A 15,587-nucleotide genomic window follows, 5' to 3' on the forward strand; every position below is an offset into this window, starting at 1 on the left:
ATTTCCTGACATCACAACCGGGTTGTGAAGACATCAGACTCTCTGCGTGGTCAATACTTTAGCTGAACCCACTCAGACAGCGATAGGCGAATTGTCTGCTAATTGCGGCTTTTACGCTTCTTTGCATAAGGGCTGCAACCGCAGCCCTTTATATTCACTCCATTGGCGGCGGAGCCAGCACCTCGCGGTTACCGTTATGCCCGGGAGAACTGACGATGCCCTGCGCTTCCATCTGCTCCACGATACGCGCAGCGCGATTGTAACCTATGCGGAACTGCCGCTGTACGCCGGAGATCGATGCCCGGCGCTTGTCCACCACAAAGGCAACGGCCTGATCAAACAGCGGATCGAGTTCTTCATCGCCATCCAGACCGAGGCTGCCCCCTTCGCCATCGTCGCCGCCGCTGACGATATTCTCAATATATTGGGGCCGCCCGCGCGCTTTCCAATCCTGAACCACCGCGTGAACTTCCTGATCGCGAACAAAAGCCCCGTGCACACGCACCGGTATTGATGAGTTGGGCGCCATGTACAGCATATCCCCCATCCCCAGTAGTGATTCGGCGCCGCCCTGGTCAAGGATGGTGCGCGAATCAATCTTGCTGGATACGGTGAACGCGATACGGGTCGGAATATTGGCTTTGATCAAGCCGGTGATCACATCCACCGATGGCCGTTGCGTAGCCAATACCAGGTGAATACCCGCCGCACGCGCTTTCTGCGCCAGTCGGGCGATCAACTCTTCAACTTTCTTGCCCACCGCCATCATCAAATCAGCAAATTCATCGACCATCACGACGATATAAGGCAGTTTTTCCAGCACCGGCGGCGTCATATCCATACTGTCGCCCGGCTTCCAGAACGGATCGGGAATAGGACGCCCCATCGCATTCGCTTCCATCACCCGTTCGTTATAGCCGGACAGATTACGCACCCCCAACGCCGACATCAGCTTATAGCGGCGCTCCATTTCACCGACGCACCAGCGCAGCGCATTCGCCGCATCTTTCATGTCCGTAACGACTTCCGTTAACAGATGCGGGATCCCTTCATAAACGGACAGCTCCAGCATTTTCGGGTCGATCATGATAAAGCGCACTTCTTCCGGCGTGGCCTTATACAACATGCTGATAATCATGGCGTTAACGCCGACGGATTTACCGGAACCCGTCGTACCGGCCACCAGTAGGTGCGGCATTTTCGCCAGATCGGCCACCACCGGTTGCCCGGCAATATCTTTACCCAGCACAATAGCCAGCGGCGAAGGATTATCACGGAACTTGGCGCAGTCCAGCACTTCCCGCAGATAAACGGTTTGGCGGTGCTTGTTAGGCAACTCCAGCCCCACATAGGGTTTACCGGGGATAACTTCAACAATACGTACGGCAACCACCGACAGCGAACGCGCCAGATCGCGTGACAGATTGGAAATACGCGCGGCCTTCACGCCCGGCGCCAAATCCAACTCAAAGCGGGTAATCACCGGCCCGGGATAGTGATCGACGACATCGGCTTTTACCCGGTAGTCACCCAGCCGCGCCTCGATCAGACGCGCCGTCTGCTCCAGCGCGAAACTATCCACCGGCGCTTCACTTTCCGGCGGCGGCGTCAGTAAATCCAACGTCGGCAGCGGTGTGGTCGGTTTTTGCAACGGCTGATCGTTACGAACCAGGAAAGGGTGAATCAAACTATCCATTATCGGTTTACGCGCGGGAGCCGCCGGCTCTATCGGCGAAACCGCATCGGCGTTGGCGGCCGACGTGTTCTGCTCATGTTGCCGGGAATCAACCGCATCATCTCCGCCCTGTTGCGGCGGCGTATCGACATGTTCGGAAGCGGATAAGGTAAACAGCGGTTCACTGGGGCCGTCATCAACCAGATCGGCCAGGGGAGAAAAGCCGGGAATCTGTGCGCCCGACGGCATATCAGACAAGGCGGCGCGGTTTAGCGTCGGTTGCTGCTGCGCCGGCATGCTCTCATCCACCCCGCCATAGCGGGACTGCTGCTGAGCATCAAAATCCTTAGCCAGTTGCGCTTGCAGCAGCGCTTCCTGATCGTCTTCCTGTTGCGGATAATCTTCGCCATAGCGCTGACGCTGCTGCTCGATATACGCCTGCTGTAACGCGGCTTCCTGCTGCGCAATATCATCCGGGGATTCCTCGCCGTGCGCCGGACTGTTGTTATCCATATCGCTCTGAGCTTGCGACGCCCTGGCCTGTTGTTCAGCCAAGCGCTGCGACGGCAATGTAATACCGTACGAGGCCAGCTCGCGACGAGTCGGGATGCGAACCGGATTCGGACGCGGCAACTCCGGCCCAACGCCCTGTTTTACCTGAGAATTTCCGTCATCATCGGCACTAAAGGCCGGCATAAAGGTATTATTCGCCTTGAACGAAGCCTCCGTTCTGTCTGGCGTTTCGGACTGCCCGGCATAAGGCGCCCGATCGATAGGCTGCGCGACCTGCGATTGCGCAATCGGCGGCGTATCCGCACTGCCGGATGGGTGGTAGGCTTCCGCGCCGTCGTCATGGGCCGCGGGAACGGGCGTCGGCACCTCAAAAGAATACAACGGCGGATTGAGCGTTGAAGCGACATCAATTTGCTGCCGGGCGGCGGGTTGCTCCGGCATGCCCTGCTGCGTGTCCATCGCCAGAGACGCCACGAGCGACGAATCCGATGAGGGGGCGGCCGCTGGCTGCTCGCCGCCCTGCTCCGCCGGACGTGTTTCGTGGGTTGCCGAGGCTATCGACGGCGCCGAGAATAAAACATCATCATCGCTGTCGGCCGACGTTACGGACAGATCTTCCCGACGATCGACGGACTCGGAAGACAGCGGTTCAGGCAGGTTATCGCTGCGCGAGCGATTAGACATGAACGTCAGACAGCCCAATACCGCCGAACCTATTTTTTCGGCGATGGTCAACCATGACCAACCGGTAAACAGCGTCAGGCCCGCGGCCCAGACGCACAGTAATATCAGCGTCGCCCCCATGCCGTTAAAGCGGGGAACCATCGAACTGCTCAGCAGGCTGCCCAATACGCCGCCGGAGGCAAAATAGTAGAGGTCGTCAATATTCAACGCCGCCAGGCCGCAGGAGGTCAGAATCAGCGCCAGGGTGCCAATCAGGCGCAACGAAAATGTAAAGTAGTCGATCGCGCTCTGGTTATCGCGATGACGAAAAGCCGACCAGCACAGACATAACATTATCGGCGGAATGGCATAAGCCAACACGCCAAAAACAAAAAACAAGGTATCCGCCAGCCAGGCGCCCGCTACGCCGCCGAGGTTATGGATAGGTTCGTGCCACGCGGTTTGCGACCAACTGGGGTCAGAAGGACTAAAACTAAGCAACGCGACGCTTAGATAAACAGCAAAAAGCGCCACTACGATCAATATCGCTTCAAGTAAACGGCGAGAACCACTGAGTTTTCTCAGGGTAATGTCTTTATCTTCTGTGTATTCCTGGCTCAAGCGTCTCTCCAGGGGCCTGTAAAGGTTTATGACAAAGCGCCGAGAAAAACCCGGCGCTGAAACTGTATAAATTCACAGGAGTGTAGCTGAATTTATCGGGTTTTGCACCCATGCATTTATCGGGTCTTAATGACCAAACGATTGCTTTGTTTAACTTCTTCCATCACCACATAGGTGCGGGTGTCGTTCACACCCGGCAATCGAAGCAGCGTCTCGCCCAACAACTTACGATAGGCGGACATATCCGGTACACGGGTTTTCAACAGATAGTCGAAATCGCCGGAAACCAGATGACACTCCTGAATTTCTTCAAGCTTTTGCACTGCCGAATTAAATTGCTCAAACACATCGGGCGCGCCGCGATTTAGCGTAATTTCAACGAACACCAGCAGCGATGCATCCAGATAGTGTGGATTCAGCAGCGCGGTATAGCCATTAATAAACCCCTGCCGTTCCAGGCGACGTACGCGCTCCAGGCAAGGCGTCGGCGATAGTCCCACTCGTTTGGACAGCTCGACATTAGAAATACGTCCGTCTTTTTGTAATTCGTTCAGGATATTGCGATCGATACGATCGAGGTCTTTTCCTGGCCGTTTTTTAGTCTCTACCATTATTATTGTCTCTCTCACTCTTCCTTGCACCTGCTACACTCCGACCAACTTCAATGTATCAGAGCCACCCTAAAGAAGACCCGCTGTCAATTTTGTATATCAAAAGTCATTGTCTCTTTCCGCCGCTGTCTGTCATCGTCATGCGCTAGTGGTAAAATGTCGAACCAGGCAAAAACGAATTGTCCGTGGCTTAAAGACCAGCCAGCCAGACGACGAATAAAAAGCCGAGCTTTTAACTATTCACATACAAAAAATTTCCTCTTACCCAGATGTTTTCGCAAAAGCACAGCGGATTGTCAAAGCAAAACAACTAAAATCAGAAGAAAGTACCAGATTAGATAAGGCAAACGCGTATTGTGGGGCGCATTCAGTCATTTTACTTATGAATGTGGCTGATCTATCAGCCATTTATCGTCGCAATAGCCACCAACGATTAAACCTATAGCTAACAACTTCGCCACATACTTTTTTTACTTCGGTAATTTCCTTACAATCACGTTAATCTCCGTCATCATGAAATGAGGAACTCATGAGTACCGTTAAACACCACAAGTTATTGATTTTGGGTTCAGGCCCGGCCGGATACACTGCCGCGGTTTATGCTGCACGGGCTAATTTAAAGCCGGTACTCATCACCGGGATGGAGAAAGGCGGCCAGTTGACCACCACCACCGAAGTCGAAAACTGGCCGGGCGACGCTGAGGGTTTGACCGGGCCTCTGCTGATGGAACGGATGCAGGCGCATGCGGAAAAATTCAATACCGATATCGTATTCGACCATATTCAACGCGTTGATTTGCAAACCCGCCCTTTTCGTCTGTTTGGCGACAGCGATGAATATAGCTGCGATGCGCTGATTATCGCCACCGGCGCCTCCGCCCGTTATTTGGGCCTGCCCTCCGAAGAAGCCTTTAAGGGCAAAGGCGTGTCTGCCTGCGCCACCTGCGACGGTTTCTTCTACCGCAATCAGAAAGTCGCCGTCGTCGGCGGCGGCAATACCGCCGTTGAGGAAGCGCTCTATCTATCCAATATTGCAGCGGAAGTGCATCTGATTCACCGCCGCGACAGTTTCCGCTCAGAAAAAATCCTGATTGACCGTCTGATGGATAAAGTGAAAAACGACAATATCATCCTGCATACCGACCGTACGCTGGATGAGGTTCTCGGCGACAACATGGGCGTGACAGGCGTGCGTCTGCGCGATACGCACAGCGGCGCGACGGAAGAACTGGAGCTGGCCGGCGTATTTATCGCTATCGGCCATAGCCCGAACACCGCGGTATTTGGCGGTCAGCTTGAACTGGAGAATGGCTACATCAAGGTACAGTCGGGGATCCACGGTAATGCCACCCAAACCAGCATTCCTGGCGTTTTTGCCGCGGGTGACGTGATGGATCACATTTATCGTCAGGCAATCACCTCGGCAGGAACCGGCTGCATGGCGGCACTTGACGCCGAACGGTATCTGGACGGGCTAACCGCCGCGAAATAACCCCGCTTTGCCTTCCGGGGCGTTTTCACCGCCCCGGATAACGTTCTCTTTTCCCTTCATCACGCAAAAATTGATCGTCTCCCTGCCTTTTCGTTTGCAGAGCGCTTTTGTCGCGGTAACATGGCGGCATTCTGAGCGTAGGAGAATAAGCTTGTTAACTAACGGTTATATAAGCGTTATTTTCCATTAACACTCTTCATGTGAAATAACCACCTGGTGCCTGATGAAAAAAACCAGACAGCAAGAACTGACCTCTTGGCTGAAGCAGCAAAGTAAGCTGGCGCAACGCTGGTTACGGCTTTCACTGTTGCTCGGTTTCCTTAGCGGGGTGCTGATTGTCGCGCAGGCATGGCTCTTGGCCTCGCTGCTGCATGCCTTGATTATCGATCATACGCCGCGCGATGCGTTGCTCACGTCTTTTCTGCTGCTTGTCGCCACCTTTGTACTGCGGGCATTGAATAGTCTGCTGCGCGAGCGCGTGGGTTTTCTATGCGGACAGGCGGTACGTCGGCAAATCCGTAAGCTGGTATTAGATCGCTTGCAGCAGTTGGGCCCGTCCTGGGTTCAGGGGAAACCGGCGGGAAGCTGGGCGACCATGATCCTCGAACAGGTTGAAGATATGCAGGATTACTATTCCCGCTATCTGCCCCAGATGTATCTTGCCGCGCTGATCCCGCTGCTTATTCTGATTACCCTATTCCCGATTAATTGGACGGCAGGTCTGATTCTGTTGCTGACTGCGCCGCTGATCCCGCTGTTTATGGCGTTGGTCGGCATGGGCGCGGCCGATGCCAACCGGCGTAACTTTCTGGCGCTGGCGCGTTTGAGCGGCCATTTTCTCGATCGTCTGCGCGGGCTGGAAACCCTGCGTCTGTTTAATCGCGGCCGTGGGGAAACGGAGCAGATCAGCAAAGCGTCTGAAGACTTTCGCCGCCGTACCATGGAAGTCTTGCGCATGGCTTTCCTCTCCTCCGGCGTACTGGAATTCTTCGCCTCGATTTCTATCGCCGTGGTGGCCGTTTACTTTGGTTTTTCTTATCTGGGAGAGCTGAATTTCGGTCATTACGGCGCCGGCGTGACGCTGTTCGCCGGGTTTCTGGTGTTGATCCTGGCGCCTGAATTCTTCCAGCCGCTGCGCGACCTCGGCACGTTTTACCACGCCAAGGCTCAGGCCGTCGGCGCCGCGGAATCGCTGGTGACTTTTCTGACGGCGGAAGGCGAAACCGTGGGCTTTGGCGAGCGTGAATTCAGCAGCGAGCGGCCGATAGCGATCCAGGCCGCCGATCTGGTCGTTCTGGCGCCCGACGGCACGCCGCTCACTCAGCCGCTGACATTTACCATTGAGTCCAGCCGGCGTATCGCGCTGGTGGGCATCAGCGGCGCGGGAAAAAGTTCGCTGCTGAACGTGCTGCTTGGCTTCCTGCCCTACCGCGGCTCCCTCACCGTAAACGGCATTGAGCTGAATACGCTGTCGCCCGAATCATGGCGCCGGCAGTTAAGCTGGGTGGGACAAAACCCTCATCTGCCGGAGCAGAGCCTGCGGGGGAATATTTTACTGGGAAAACCGCAGGCAACCGGGGATGAATTGCAGCAGGCCATTGAACGGGCGTACGTGCATGAGTTTCTGCCCCAACTGCCGCAGGGTTTAGATACGCCCATCGGCGATGGCGCGGCGCGTCTTTCCGTCGGGCAGGCGCAGCGCGTCGCGGTCGCCCGCGCGCTAATCAATCCATGCCGTCTGTTGCTGCTTGATGAACCGGCCGCCAGCCTGGATGCGCACAGTGAACAGCGGGTAATGGGGGCGTTGAATGCCGCGGCGCGTAATCAAACAACGCTGCTGGTCACCCATCAATTGCACGACACCCTTGATTACGACGCTATCTGGGTCATGCATCATGGCCAGCTCGTGCAACAGGGTAACTATCGGACGCTCAGCGCGCAATCCGGCGCCTTTGCCGAACTGATGGCGCAACGTCAGGGAGTGTTATGATATGTCTCAAATAAAAACCATGCGGGTTTTAAAACCCTTTCTGAGGTTATATCGCCGTCATATCTGGCGCTTGAGTCTGGGGATCCTGTTAGCCATTGTGACGTTGCTGGCCAGCATCGGGTTGCTGGCGCTGTCGGGCTGGTTTCTGGCTGGCGCGGCATTGGCAGGCGCCGCCGGGTTATATACCTTTAACTATATGTTGCCCGCGGCCGGGGTGCGAGGCGCGGCCATTACCCGTACCGCGGGCCGTTACGCCGAAAGGCTGGTAAGCCATGACGCCACTTTCCGCGTTCTGCAACACCTGCGCATATTTACCTTTTCACGGATTCTGCCTCTGTCTCCCGGCGGCATCGCACGATTTCGTCAGGCCGACCTGCTGAACAGGCTGGTCGCCGATGTTGATACGCTCGACCATTTATATCTGCGCGTTATTTCGCCGATTGTCAGCGCCCTGCTGGTGATTCTGATCGTCACTTACGGTCTAAGCTGGCTGGATGCCTCGCTGGCGCTGACATTGTGCGCCATCATGCTGAGCCTGCTGTTGATTCTGCCAGTCGCATTCTATCGCGCGGGTCATCCTATCGGTGAGGATCTGACCGCCTTGCGGGCGCAATATCGTATCCAGTTGACAACCTGGCTACAGGGTCAGGCGGAATTGACCGTTTTTGGCGCGCTGTCGGCTTCGCGTCAACGGTTGGCGCAGTTGGAAATGCGCTGGCTGGCGCGGCAACAGCAGCAGGCTAACCTGACCGGACTGTCTCAGGCGCTGATGATCTTATGCAGCGGGCTGACGGTCACCCTGATATTATGGCTGGCGGCGGCAGGTATCGGCGGCGATACGCAGCCCGGCGCGTTGATTGCGCTGTTTGTCTTTGCCGCGTTGGCCGCCTTTGAAGCGCTTGCGCCCGTGACCGGCGCTTTCCAGCATATGGGACAGGTTATTGCTTCCGCCGCCCGTGTCGATCAGATTATCCGCCAGCCGGCCGAGATTACCTTTCCGCAACAAGGTCCGCCGCTCGCGCCGACGGCCTCGCTGGCGTTAAATCGCGTCAGTTTCACCTATCCGGATCAACCACTGCCCGTACTAAGCGATATTTCGCTCAGTATCCGTGCCGGCGAGCATCTGGCCCTGCTTGGACGGACCGGATGCGGCAAATCCACCCTGCTGCAACTGCTTACTCGCGCGTGGGACTGCGCACAGGGCGAGATCGCCCTGAACGGCTTGCCGTTATCCGCATGGCGAGAGGATGAACTGCGCGGCATGATGAGCGTCGTGCCTCAACGCGTGCATATTTTCAGCGCCACGCTGCGCGATAATCTGTTACTGGCCGATCCCGAGGCGCGGGATGAACAGCTGAAGACGGTGTTAAAACAGGTTGGTTTGGATAAACTCCTGGAAAATGAAGGACTGAATGCCTGGCTCGGCGAAGGCGGCCGCCAGCTTTCCGGCGGCGAACAGCGCCGTGTCGGCCTGGCCCGGGCCTTGTTGCACAATGCACCGCTGGTATTGCTGGATGAGCCAACCGAAGGTTTGGATGCAGAAACCGAACGGCGTATTTTGCAACTGCTGCGTCGACACTGTGAAGGAAAAACCTTGATTGTGATTACGCATCGGCTGTATGAGTTAGCATCAATGGATCGTATTTGCGTGATGGATGGCGGTCGGATAATCGAACAAGGGAACCATCAGGCGTTGATGGCTCAGCAAGGGCGCTACTGGCAATTTCACCAGCATATTTGAATCTCCAACCGCCTGTCAGAGTACAGGCGGTTATTTAACCGGAATATTATGCGACTGTATCAGCTTTCCTGCGACTCACTTCATTTCCCCGATCCGATTAATGCGCTGGACGAGCCGAACGGATTATTGGCGATAGGCGGCGATCTTTCCATTGCGCGGCTGACGGCGGCTTATCGGCAGGGGATATTTCCCTGGTATTCCCCCGGCGAACCTATTTTATGGTGGTCGCCCGATCCGCGAGCGGTACTGTTTCCGGGCGCCTTTCATATCAGCCGCAGCATGAAGAAATTTCTGCGTAAGCACGATTTTCAGGTCACTCTCAACCATGCTTTTAATGACGTGATCGCCGCTTGCGCCAATGAGCACGACGGAGGAACCTGGATTAGTCAGGAAATTACTCTGGCATATGCGCAACTTCATCAGTCAGGACAAGCACATTCTGTCGAAGTGTGGCAGAATGGCTCGCTTGTTGGCGGACTGTATGGTGTTTCGCAAGGCGGATTGTTTTGCGGCGAGTCAATGTTCAGCCGAACCGATAATGCATCCAAATATGCTTTACTGACATTCCAACAACATTTTATTGGTCACGGTGGTTATCTGATCGACTGTCAGGTACTAAATGCGCATACCGCATCACTGGGGGTAGGTGAAATTCCCCGCGACCGCTTTTTGCAATTTCTTTTTCAATTGCGGGATAAACCGGTGAGTGATGGCTGTTGGCGCCCGCAAACGCTGGCTCGGCCGAGGCCATGATAACTAACGGCGGTTTATAAATAAGACTCAGTTTATGAACGCTCCTTTACATAATGTGGGTTTTTCGGCATTATCTTGCCGGTTAAAAACAAAGGTAGTTACACCTAGAGGATTCGATGGCCAAAGAAGACAATATTGAAATGCAAGGCACCGTGCTTGATACGCTGCCCAATACCATGTTCCGCGTTGAATTGGAAAACGGGCACGTGGTTACCGCTCATATCTCCGGTAAAATGCGCAAAAACTATATCCGCATCCTGACGGGTGACAAAGTCACTGTAGAGCTGACCCCGTACGACCTGAGCAAAGGCCGCATTGTCTTCCGCAGCCGTTAACCGGTTCGCCCATCGCTGACAGTAGCGATATTCGAGGATGTACCAACCTCTGCTGCCCTTTCCGTTTTCGGCAAGGGCTTTTGCTTTTGGTTGTTCCCCGACACAGGGAAAAAAACCGACGATCAAAAAAAGGGCGATGCGCTATGCACCACCCTTTTTGACTTTGCCGCTATTCAACGCAGGGAGTATCGCCCTTAGTGAATCGCGCCTTCGGTTTTACGTTTCTGAGCGCTCTGGAAACCATAGGTCAATTGCTGAGTGTCTTTATCCAACTCGACTTTGACCGAACCGCCATCCACCAATGAACCGAACAGCAGTTCATTCGCCAGGGGTTTCTTCAGGTTTTCCTGCATTACCCGGGCCATAGGCCGCGCGCCCATCGCTTTGTCGTAACCCTTCTCCGCCAGCCAGTCTCGCGCTTCGTCGCTGACTTCCAGCGATACGCCCTTCGCATCCAACTGTGCCTGCAATTCCACGATGAATTTATCCACCACCTGCTGAATAACCTCGGCGGACAGATGGTTGAACCAGATAATGCCGTCAAGACGGTTACGGAACTCAGGCGTAAACACTTTCTTGATCTCTTCCATCGCGTCGGTGCTGTTATCCTGCTGGATAATCCCGATAGAGTTACGCTGGGTTTCCCGTACGCCGGCGTTGGTGGTCATCACCACGATAACGTTGCGGAAATCGGCTTTACGGCCGTTGTTATCCGTCAGGGTGCCGTTATCCATAACCTGCAACAACAGGTTAAAGACATCGGGATGCGCCTTCTCGATTTCATCCAGCAGCAACACCGCGTGAGGATGTTTAATCACCGCATCCGTCAGCAAGCCGCCCTGATCGTAACCGACATACCCCGGAGGCGCGCCGATTAAACGACTGACGGTGTGGCGCTCCATGTACTCGGACATGTCGAAGCGCAACAGCTCGATATCCAGCGCTTTCGCCAGTTGCAGCGTAACTTCCGTTTTACCCACCCCGGTCGGCCCGGCAAACAGGAACGACCCCACCGGTTTGCGCTCGTGGCCCAATCCCGCACGACTCATCTTGATGGATTCAGACAGCGCTTCAATGGCCTTATCCTGACCGAACACCAGCATCTTCAGACGATCGCTCAGATTTTTCAGCACATCGCGATCGCTGGCGGACACGGTCTTTTCAGGAATGCGGGCGATACGCGCCACCACGGATTCGATATCCGCCACGTTAACCGTTTTCTTACGCTTGCTGATCGGCATCAAACGGCTGCGGGCCCCCGCTTCATCGATAACATCAATCGCCTTATCGGGCAGGTGACGATCGTTGATGTATTTCACTGCCAGCTCTACCGCCGCGCGCACCGCTTTCGCCGTATAACGGACGTCGTGATGCGCTTCATATTTCGGCTTCAGGCCGTTAATAATCTGCACGGTTTCTTCCACGCTCGGTTCGGTGATATCGATTTTCTGGAAACGACGCGCCAGCGCCCGATCCTTTTCAAAGATATTGCTGAACTCCTGATAGGTGGTAGAACCAATCACGCGGATCTTGCCGCTGGATAACAGCGGCTTAATCAGGTTGGCCGCGTCGACCTGACCGCCGGAGGCCGCGCCCGCGCCGATGATCGTATGTATTTCATCAATGAACAGAATACTGCTCTTATCCTGTTCAAGCTGTTTCAACAGCGCTTTGAAACGCTTTTCAAAGTCGCCGCGATACTTGGTGCCCGCCAGTAACGAACCGATATCCAGCGAATACAGCGTGCAGTCGGCCATCACTTCCGGCACGTCGCCCTGCACGATACGCCAGGCAAGGCCTTCGGCGATGGCGGTTTTACCCACGCCGGACTCCCCTACCAGCAGCGGGTTATTCTTACGGCGGCGGCATAGCACCTGAATGGTTCGCTCCAGTTCTTTATCCCGACCAATCAGGGGATCGATTCCGCCGACGCGCGCAAGCTGATTCAGATTGGTGGTGAAGTTTTCCATACGGTCTTCCCCTCCGGCCTGTTCTTCATTGACAGGGTTCTCCGGGTTTGGCGCCTGCCCGGATTCTTCTTTGCGCGTCCCGTGGGAAATAAAATTCACCACGTCCAGACGGCTGACATCATGCTTGCGCAACAGGTACGCGGCCTGCGATTCCTGCTCGCTGAAAATGGCGACCAGCACATTCGCCCCGGACACTTCGCTGCGTCCCGACGACTGAACGTGGAAAACCGCCCGCTGCAACACGCGCTGGAAACTGAGCGTCGGCTGCGTTTCACGCTCTTCATCCGCTTGCGGCAGCGTTGGCGTGGTTTGTTCAATAAAGATTTCCAGCTCCTGACGGAGCGCGGTTAAATCCACCGTACAGGCTTCCAGTGCTTCACGTGCGGCCGGATTACTGAGCAGTGCCAACAGCAAATGCTCCACGGTCATAAACTCGTGTCTGTGCTCACGCGCTCTGGCGAAAGCCATGTTGAGACTGAGTTCCAGTTCTTGATTGAGCATAGGCACCTCCCCCAATAAATTGCCTGACTTCAGGCTTTTTCCAGCGTACAGAGCAGCGGGTGCTCATTTTCTCTGGCATAACGATTTACTTGTACAACTTTGGTCTCAGCCACTTCAGCACTGAATACGCCACAAATCGCCTTTCCCTGATAATGAACCGTCAACATCAATTGCGTCGCCCGTTCAATATCATAAGAAAAGAACTTTTGCAGAACGTCAATAACAAATTCCATCGGTGTATAATCATCATTGTTTAATAGCACTTTATACATTGATGGAGGTTGTAATTTTTCTTTGAGTTGATCGGCGGTCAGTTGTTCCGACTGCGACCACGTACTGTTGTTTCCCATTCTCTGCCCAATGTCGTCTGAATATCATCGTGCTCATCAGTATTTACAGTAGCACGTCTGGTTTTCATTTTTCCATTTAGCTAATGAAATGGTGGCGAGAAAGCAAAAATCAATCTTTGTCATCTCGCGAATTGACTGCGAAATCCTGAACCGTCGCCGTCAATAGCGTTATCTGCATCAAACTTTGAAAAACTCCCCCGCCCCCCTTGCTTGACGCCGGGATCGATTTCACTAAAGTGTAGAATTGAATTGATGAGGTTTTAATCAATTCGTATTCAGTTTAACCAAATAACCTCACCTTACACATAAAAGAATACTCTTTCGAAGGATGTCGATGTATGGAGACAGGTACTGTTAAATGGTTCAATAACGCCAAGGGTTTTGGTTTTATCTGTCCTGAAGGGGGCGGCGAAGATATCTTCGCTCACTACTCAACTATTCAAATGGACGGATACCGAACGCTAAAGGCCGGACAGGTCGTCAGGTTTGATGTTCATCAGGGACCGAAAGGAAATCATGCCAGTCTGATCGTGCCACTGGTGAGCGAGGCTGTTTCCTGACTCTTACTGTCTTTCAACGATTTCTGACATTTACTCGGGTAAGACAAAATGCTGGTCGCCTATCGGCCAGCATTTTTATGCCGCCGGAAGCCGGGTTCGCCCTCCCCTTGTAATGCGTCTTTCACCGCCCCGGCGCGCTAATCGGCGCGCCCGCGCGCCAGCCACAGCACCCGGGAAAACATGCTGCGAATCAAGGGCGGGATCGCGTCGCTTCCCATCGTCGCGGCTTCCATCGCCACCTCGATAGCCAAATCGGGTTTTGAGGAGCGCTGAATCGCTTTGAGGATGATTTTATGCATGGATAACGGCACCTTTTCAGGCAGCAGCGCGACGCGGTGATAGACATGTCCGAATCCGGCGCGATACATATAGTGCTCCATATCCAGCGCGGGCAAGACGGTCAGATGATCCCGATCGCTTTCGCCCTGTGCCGCCAGCAGGCTTTGCGCCGTTGCCACATACTTTTTCCCCGCATCGTCGCCATCCACCAGCACATGCCATTCAATCCCCATCCGCTGGGCGAACTTCAACAGCGGCCGCAGCCCCGATTGAGCAAACTCAATCACTTTGACGCCTTCAGCCTCAAAATGATGACCGCACTGACGCGCCAGCTCATTCAACATCCAGACTTCCGTTTCCCCCTCCACCAGCAGCCAGCAACGCGCAAACAGCGACGCGGGCCGATTAAAGCGAATATGAAAGGCAATGCGGCGGCTGTCTTCCGCGCTCATCCCTTGTCGGCCGATACGGTAGGTGGCTACGCGCGATGATTCCCGCACCAGCCGGCACACCTGCTCCATCGGCACCAGCGACAGCAGTTCGCCGGAATTGGTGGTGGTGACTTTCTGTAGCGGCAACTGCATCAGTAATCCCCACGCCACCGACAGCATAATCGGATGCAGTCGCGTTTCAGGATCTTCGATCACCAGCAGAGGACGAGAATGCGGATCCAACGCCACCGCGCCTTTGGCCTGAAGCAGCGTGGAAAATAGCTCAAGCAAAATAATCCGGCGGCTGCGGCTCTTCGGATCGGCAATCAGCCGGTTGATGTTATCCAGCGAGCGCCAGGATTTGCCGTTATGCATCCGTTCATGACGATGATGCCGCCGCTCATTCAGGGTGGCGCTTTGTTCAGAAAAATAGTGCTCCAGCAATTGGCGCATCGCCGCCAGACCTTGCCGTAGTTCTTTATCCGTCAGTTTCTGCGGATTTTTAGCCAGTTCGCCCATCAGTTGTTCAAACTGCTGCGCCAGCTTTTCATTGCCGTTGTCCGCGGTGACGGCCAGGGTTCCCGAACGTAAATGCCGCATAAAGCGGGCGTCCCGCAGACGCAGCACCGGATGCAAACGGATCACTTCACGGGCCAGTTCGTCAATATTGCTTAACGCAATCGGATGCCCTTGCGCATCAAGAAAACTGCGCCAGGTAAAGACGGCCCGGCTTTCATCCACTTCGCCTTCCAGCCGATAGAAAATGCGGTGCAACGACGCATCGCCTTCGACCCAGACGCGTTTGAGCGGACGATAACGCGGCGCGAGATGGTGTCCGGGCGCATTTTCGCAAAAGGTAAAAATGATCTGCAAATGACGCTCACGGCTGTTTTCGTCACCCGGCTTAAAATAGAAGTCCTGTAATTCAAAATGATACAGGGGCAATGTCGGCGCCAGCAGCAGCGATAACGCATCCAGCAGGCTGGACTTTCCCCAGGCGTTCTCGCCTATCAGCACGGTATTATCATCCAGTACCAATGACAGGCGATTAATCCCCCGGAACCCAAGAATCTCTACGTTTTCCAGATACATCCACGTCTCC

11 protein-coding genes are annotated in these 15,587 nt (G+C 54.7%); 6 read left to right on the forward strand and 5 right to left on the reverse strand.

The annotated features are described in order from the left end of the window. Positions 1-154: 154 nt before the first annotated feature. Together HOY33_RS02240 and lrp are read right to left on the reverse strand one after the other, a co-directional pair. Positions 155-3,472, reverse strand: coding sequence for a DNA translocase FtsK 4TM domain-containing protein (locus tag HOY33_RS02240; RefSeq protein WP_172288138.1), 3,318 nt, complete (start codon positions 3,470-3,472; stop codon positions 155-157). 116 nt (positions 3,473-3,588) lie between these two features. Continuing rightward, a complete protein-coding gene (gene lrp, locus HOY33_RS02245) occupies positions 3,589-4,083 on the reverse strand; it encodes a leucine-responsive transcriptional regulator Lrp (RefSeq protein ID WP_172288140.1) in 495 nt (164 codons plus the stop codon). 529 nt (positions 4,084-4,612) lie between these two features. Between lrp and trxB the strand changes: the two genes are divergently transcribed. From trxB to infA, 5 genes are all read left to right on the forward strand, one after another. Further along, positions 4,613-5,575, forward strand: a complete 963-nt coding sequence (gene trxB, locus HOY33_RS02250) for a thioredoxin-disulfide reductase (protein ID WP_172288142.1) — start codon at positions 4,613-4,615, stop codon at positions 5,573-5,575. A 223-nt stretch (positions 5,576-5,798) separates the two neighbouring features. Next, on the forward strand, positions 5,799-7,565 hold the full coding sequence (gene cydD / locus HOY33_RS02255) for a cysteine/glutathione ABC transporter permease/ATP-binding protein CydD (RefSeq protein WP_172288144.1): 1,767 nt from the start codon (positions 5,799-5,801) through the stop codon (positions 7,563-7,565). Between the two features lie 19 nt (positions 7,566-7,584). After that, positions 7,585-9,306 (forward strand): cysteine/glutathione ABC transporter ATP-binding protein/permease CydC, encoded by a 1,722-nt coding sequence (gene cydC, locus HOY33_RS02260; RefSeq protein WP_172288804.1) that lies wholly within the window; start codon positions 7,585-7,587, stop codon positions 9,304-9,306. Between the two features lie 48 nt (positions 9,307-9,354). Beyond that, on the forward strand, positions 9,355-10,059 hold the full coding sequence (gene aat / locus HOY33_RS02265) for a leucyl/phenylalanyl-tRNA--protein transferase (RefSeq protein ID WP_172288146.1): 705 nt from the start codon (positions 9,355-9,357) through the stop codon (positions 10,057-10,059). Positions 10,060-10,175: 116 nt separating this feature from the next. Then, positions 10,176-10,394 carry a translation initiation factor IF-1 gene (infA, locus tag HOY33_RS02270; protein WP_002211347.1) on the forward strand — a complete coding sequence of 73 codons (219 nt, stop codon included), beginning with the start codon at positions 10,176-10,178 and terminating at the stop codon, positions 10,392-10,394. A gap of 194 nt (positions 10,395-10,588) precedes the next feature. On the opposite strand, the gene clpA is transcribed toward infA, so the two are convergent. Continuing rightward, the gene (clpA, locus tag HOY33_RS02275) at positions 10,589-12,865 is read right to left on the reverse strand and encodes an ATP-dependent Clp protease ATP-binding subunit ClpA (RefSeq protein ID WP_172288148.1); all 2,277 of its coding nucleotides are present in this window, start codon (positions 12,863-12,865) and stop codon (positions 10,589-10,591) included. 29 nt (positions 12,866-12,894) lie between these two features. Next, positions 12,895-13,215 carry an ATP-dependent Clp protease adapter ClpS gene (gene clpS, locus HOY33_RS02280; RefSeq protein ID WP_172288150.1) on the reverse strand — a complete coding sequence of 107 codons (321 nt, stop codon included), beginning with the start codon at positions 13,213-13,215 and terminating at the stop codon, positions 12,895-12,897. A 338-nt stretch (positions 13,216-13,553) separates the two neighbouring features. Here clpS and cspD point away from each other — a divergent pair, with 338 nt between their 5' ends. After that, positions 13,554-13,775 (forward strand): cold shock-like protein CspD, encoded by a 222-nt coding sequence (cspD, locus tag HOY33_RS02285; RefSeq protein ID WP_109055519.1) that lies wholly within the window; start codon positions 13,554-13,556, stop codon positions 13,773-13,775. 137 nt (positions 13,776-13,912) lie between these two features. Here cspD and HOY33_RS02290 read toward each other — a convergent pair whose 3' ends face one another. Further along, positions 13,913-15,577, reverse strand: a complete 1,665-nt coding sequence (locus HOY33_RS02290; protein ID WP_172288152.1) for an ATP-dependent endonuclease — start codon at positions 15,575-15,577, stop codon at positions 13,913-13,915. Positions 15,578-15,587: the final 10 nt, after the last annotated feature.

This window comes from Brenneria sp. hezel4-2-4 (genome assembly GCF_013155275.1).
Lineage (GTDB): Bacteria > Pseudomonadota > Gammaproteobacteria > Enterobacterales > Enterobacteriaceae > Brenneria.

What these genes read in the sequence shown, in the direction of transcription:
- lrp (WP_172288140.1), bottom strand. Translation starts at nt 4,083, where the DNA reads ATGGTAGAGACTAAAAAACGGCCAGGAAAAGACCTCGATCGTATCGAT.
- trxB (WP_172288142.1), top strand. Translation starts at nt 4,613, where the DNA reads ATGAGTACCGTTAAACACCACAAGTTATTGATTTTGGGTTCAGGCCCG.
- cydD (WP_172288144.1), top strand. Translation starts at nt 5,799, where the DNA reads ATGAAAAAAACCAGACAGCAAGAACTGACCTCTTGGCTGAAGCAGCAA.
- cydC (WP_172288804.1), top strand. Translation starts at nt 7,585, where the DNA reads ATGCGGGTTTTAAAACCCTTTCTGAGGTTATATCGCCGTCATATCTGG.
- aat (WP_172288146.1), top strand. Translation starts at nt 9,355, where the DNA reads ATGCGACTGTATCAGCTTTCCTGCGACTCACTTCATTTCCCCGATCCG.
- infA (WP_002211347.1), top strand. Translation starts at nt 10,176, where the DNA reads ATGGCCAAAGAAGACAATATTGAAATGCAAGGCACCGTGCTTGATACG.
- clpA (WP_172288148.1), bottom strand. Translation starts at nt 12,865, where the DNA reads ATGCTCAATCAAGAACTGGAACTCAGTCTCAACATGGCTTTCGCCAGA.
- clpS (WP_172288150.1), bottom strand. Translation starts at nt 13,215, where the DNA reads ATGGGAAACAACAGTACGTGGTCGCAGTCGGAACAACTGACCGCCGAT.
- cspD (WP_109055519.1), top strand. Translation starts at nt 13,554, where the DNA reads ATGGAGACAGGTACTGTTAAATGGTTCAATAACGCCAAGGGTTTTGGT.
- HOY33_RS02290 (WP_172288152.1), bottom strand. Translation starts at nt 15,577, where the DNA reads ATGTATCTGGAAAACGTAGAGATTCTTGGGTTCCGGGGGATTAATCGC.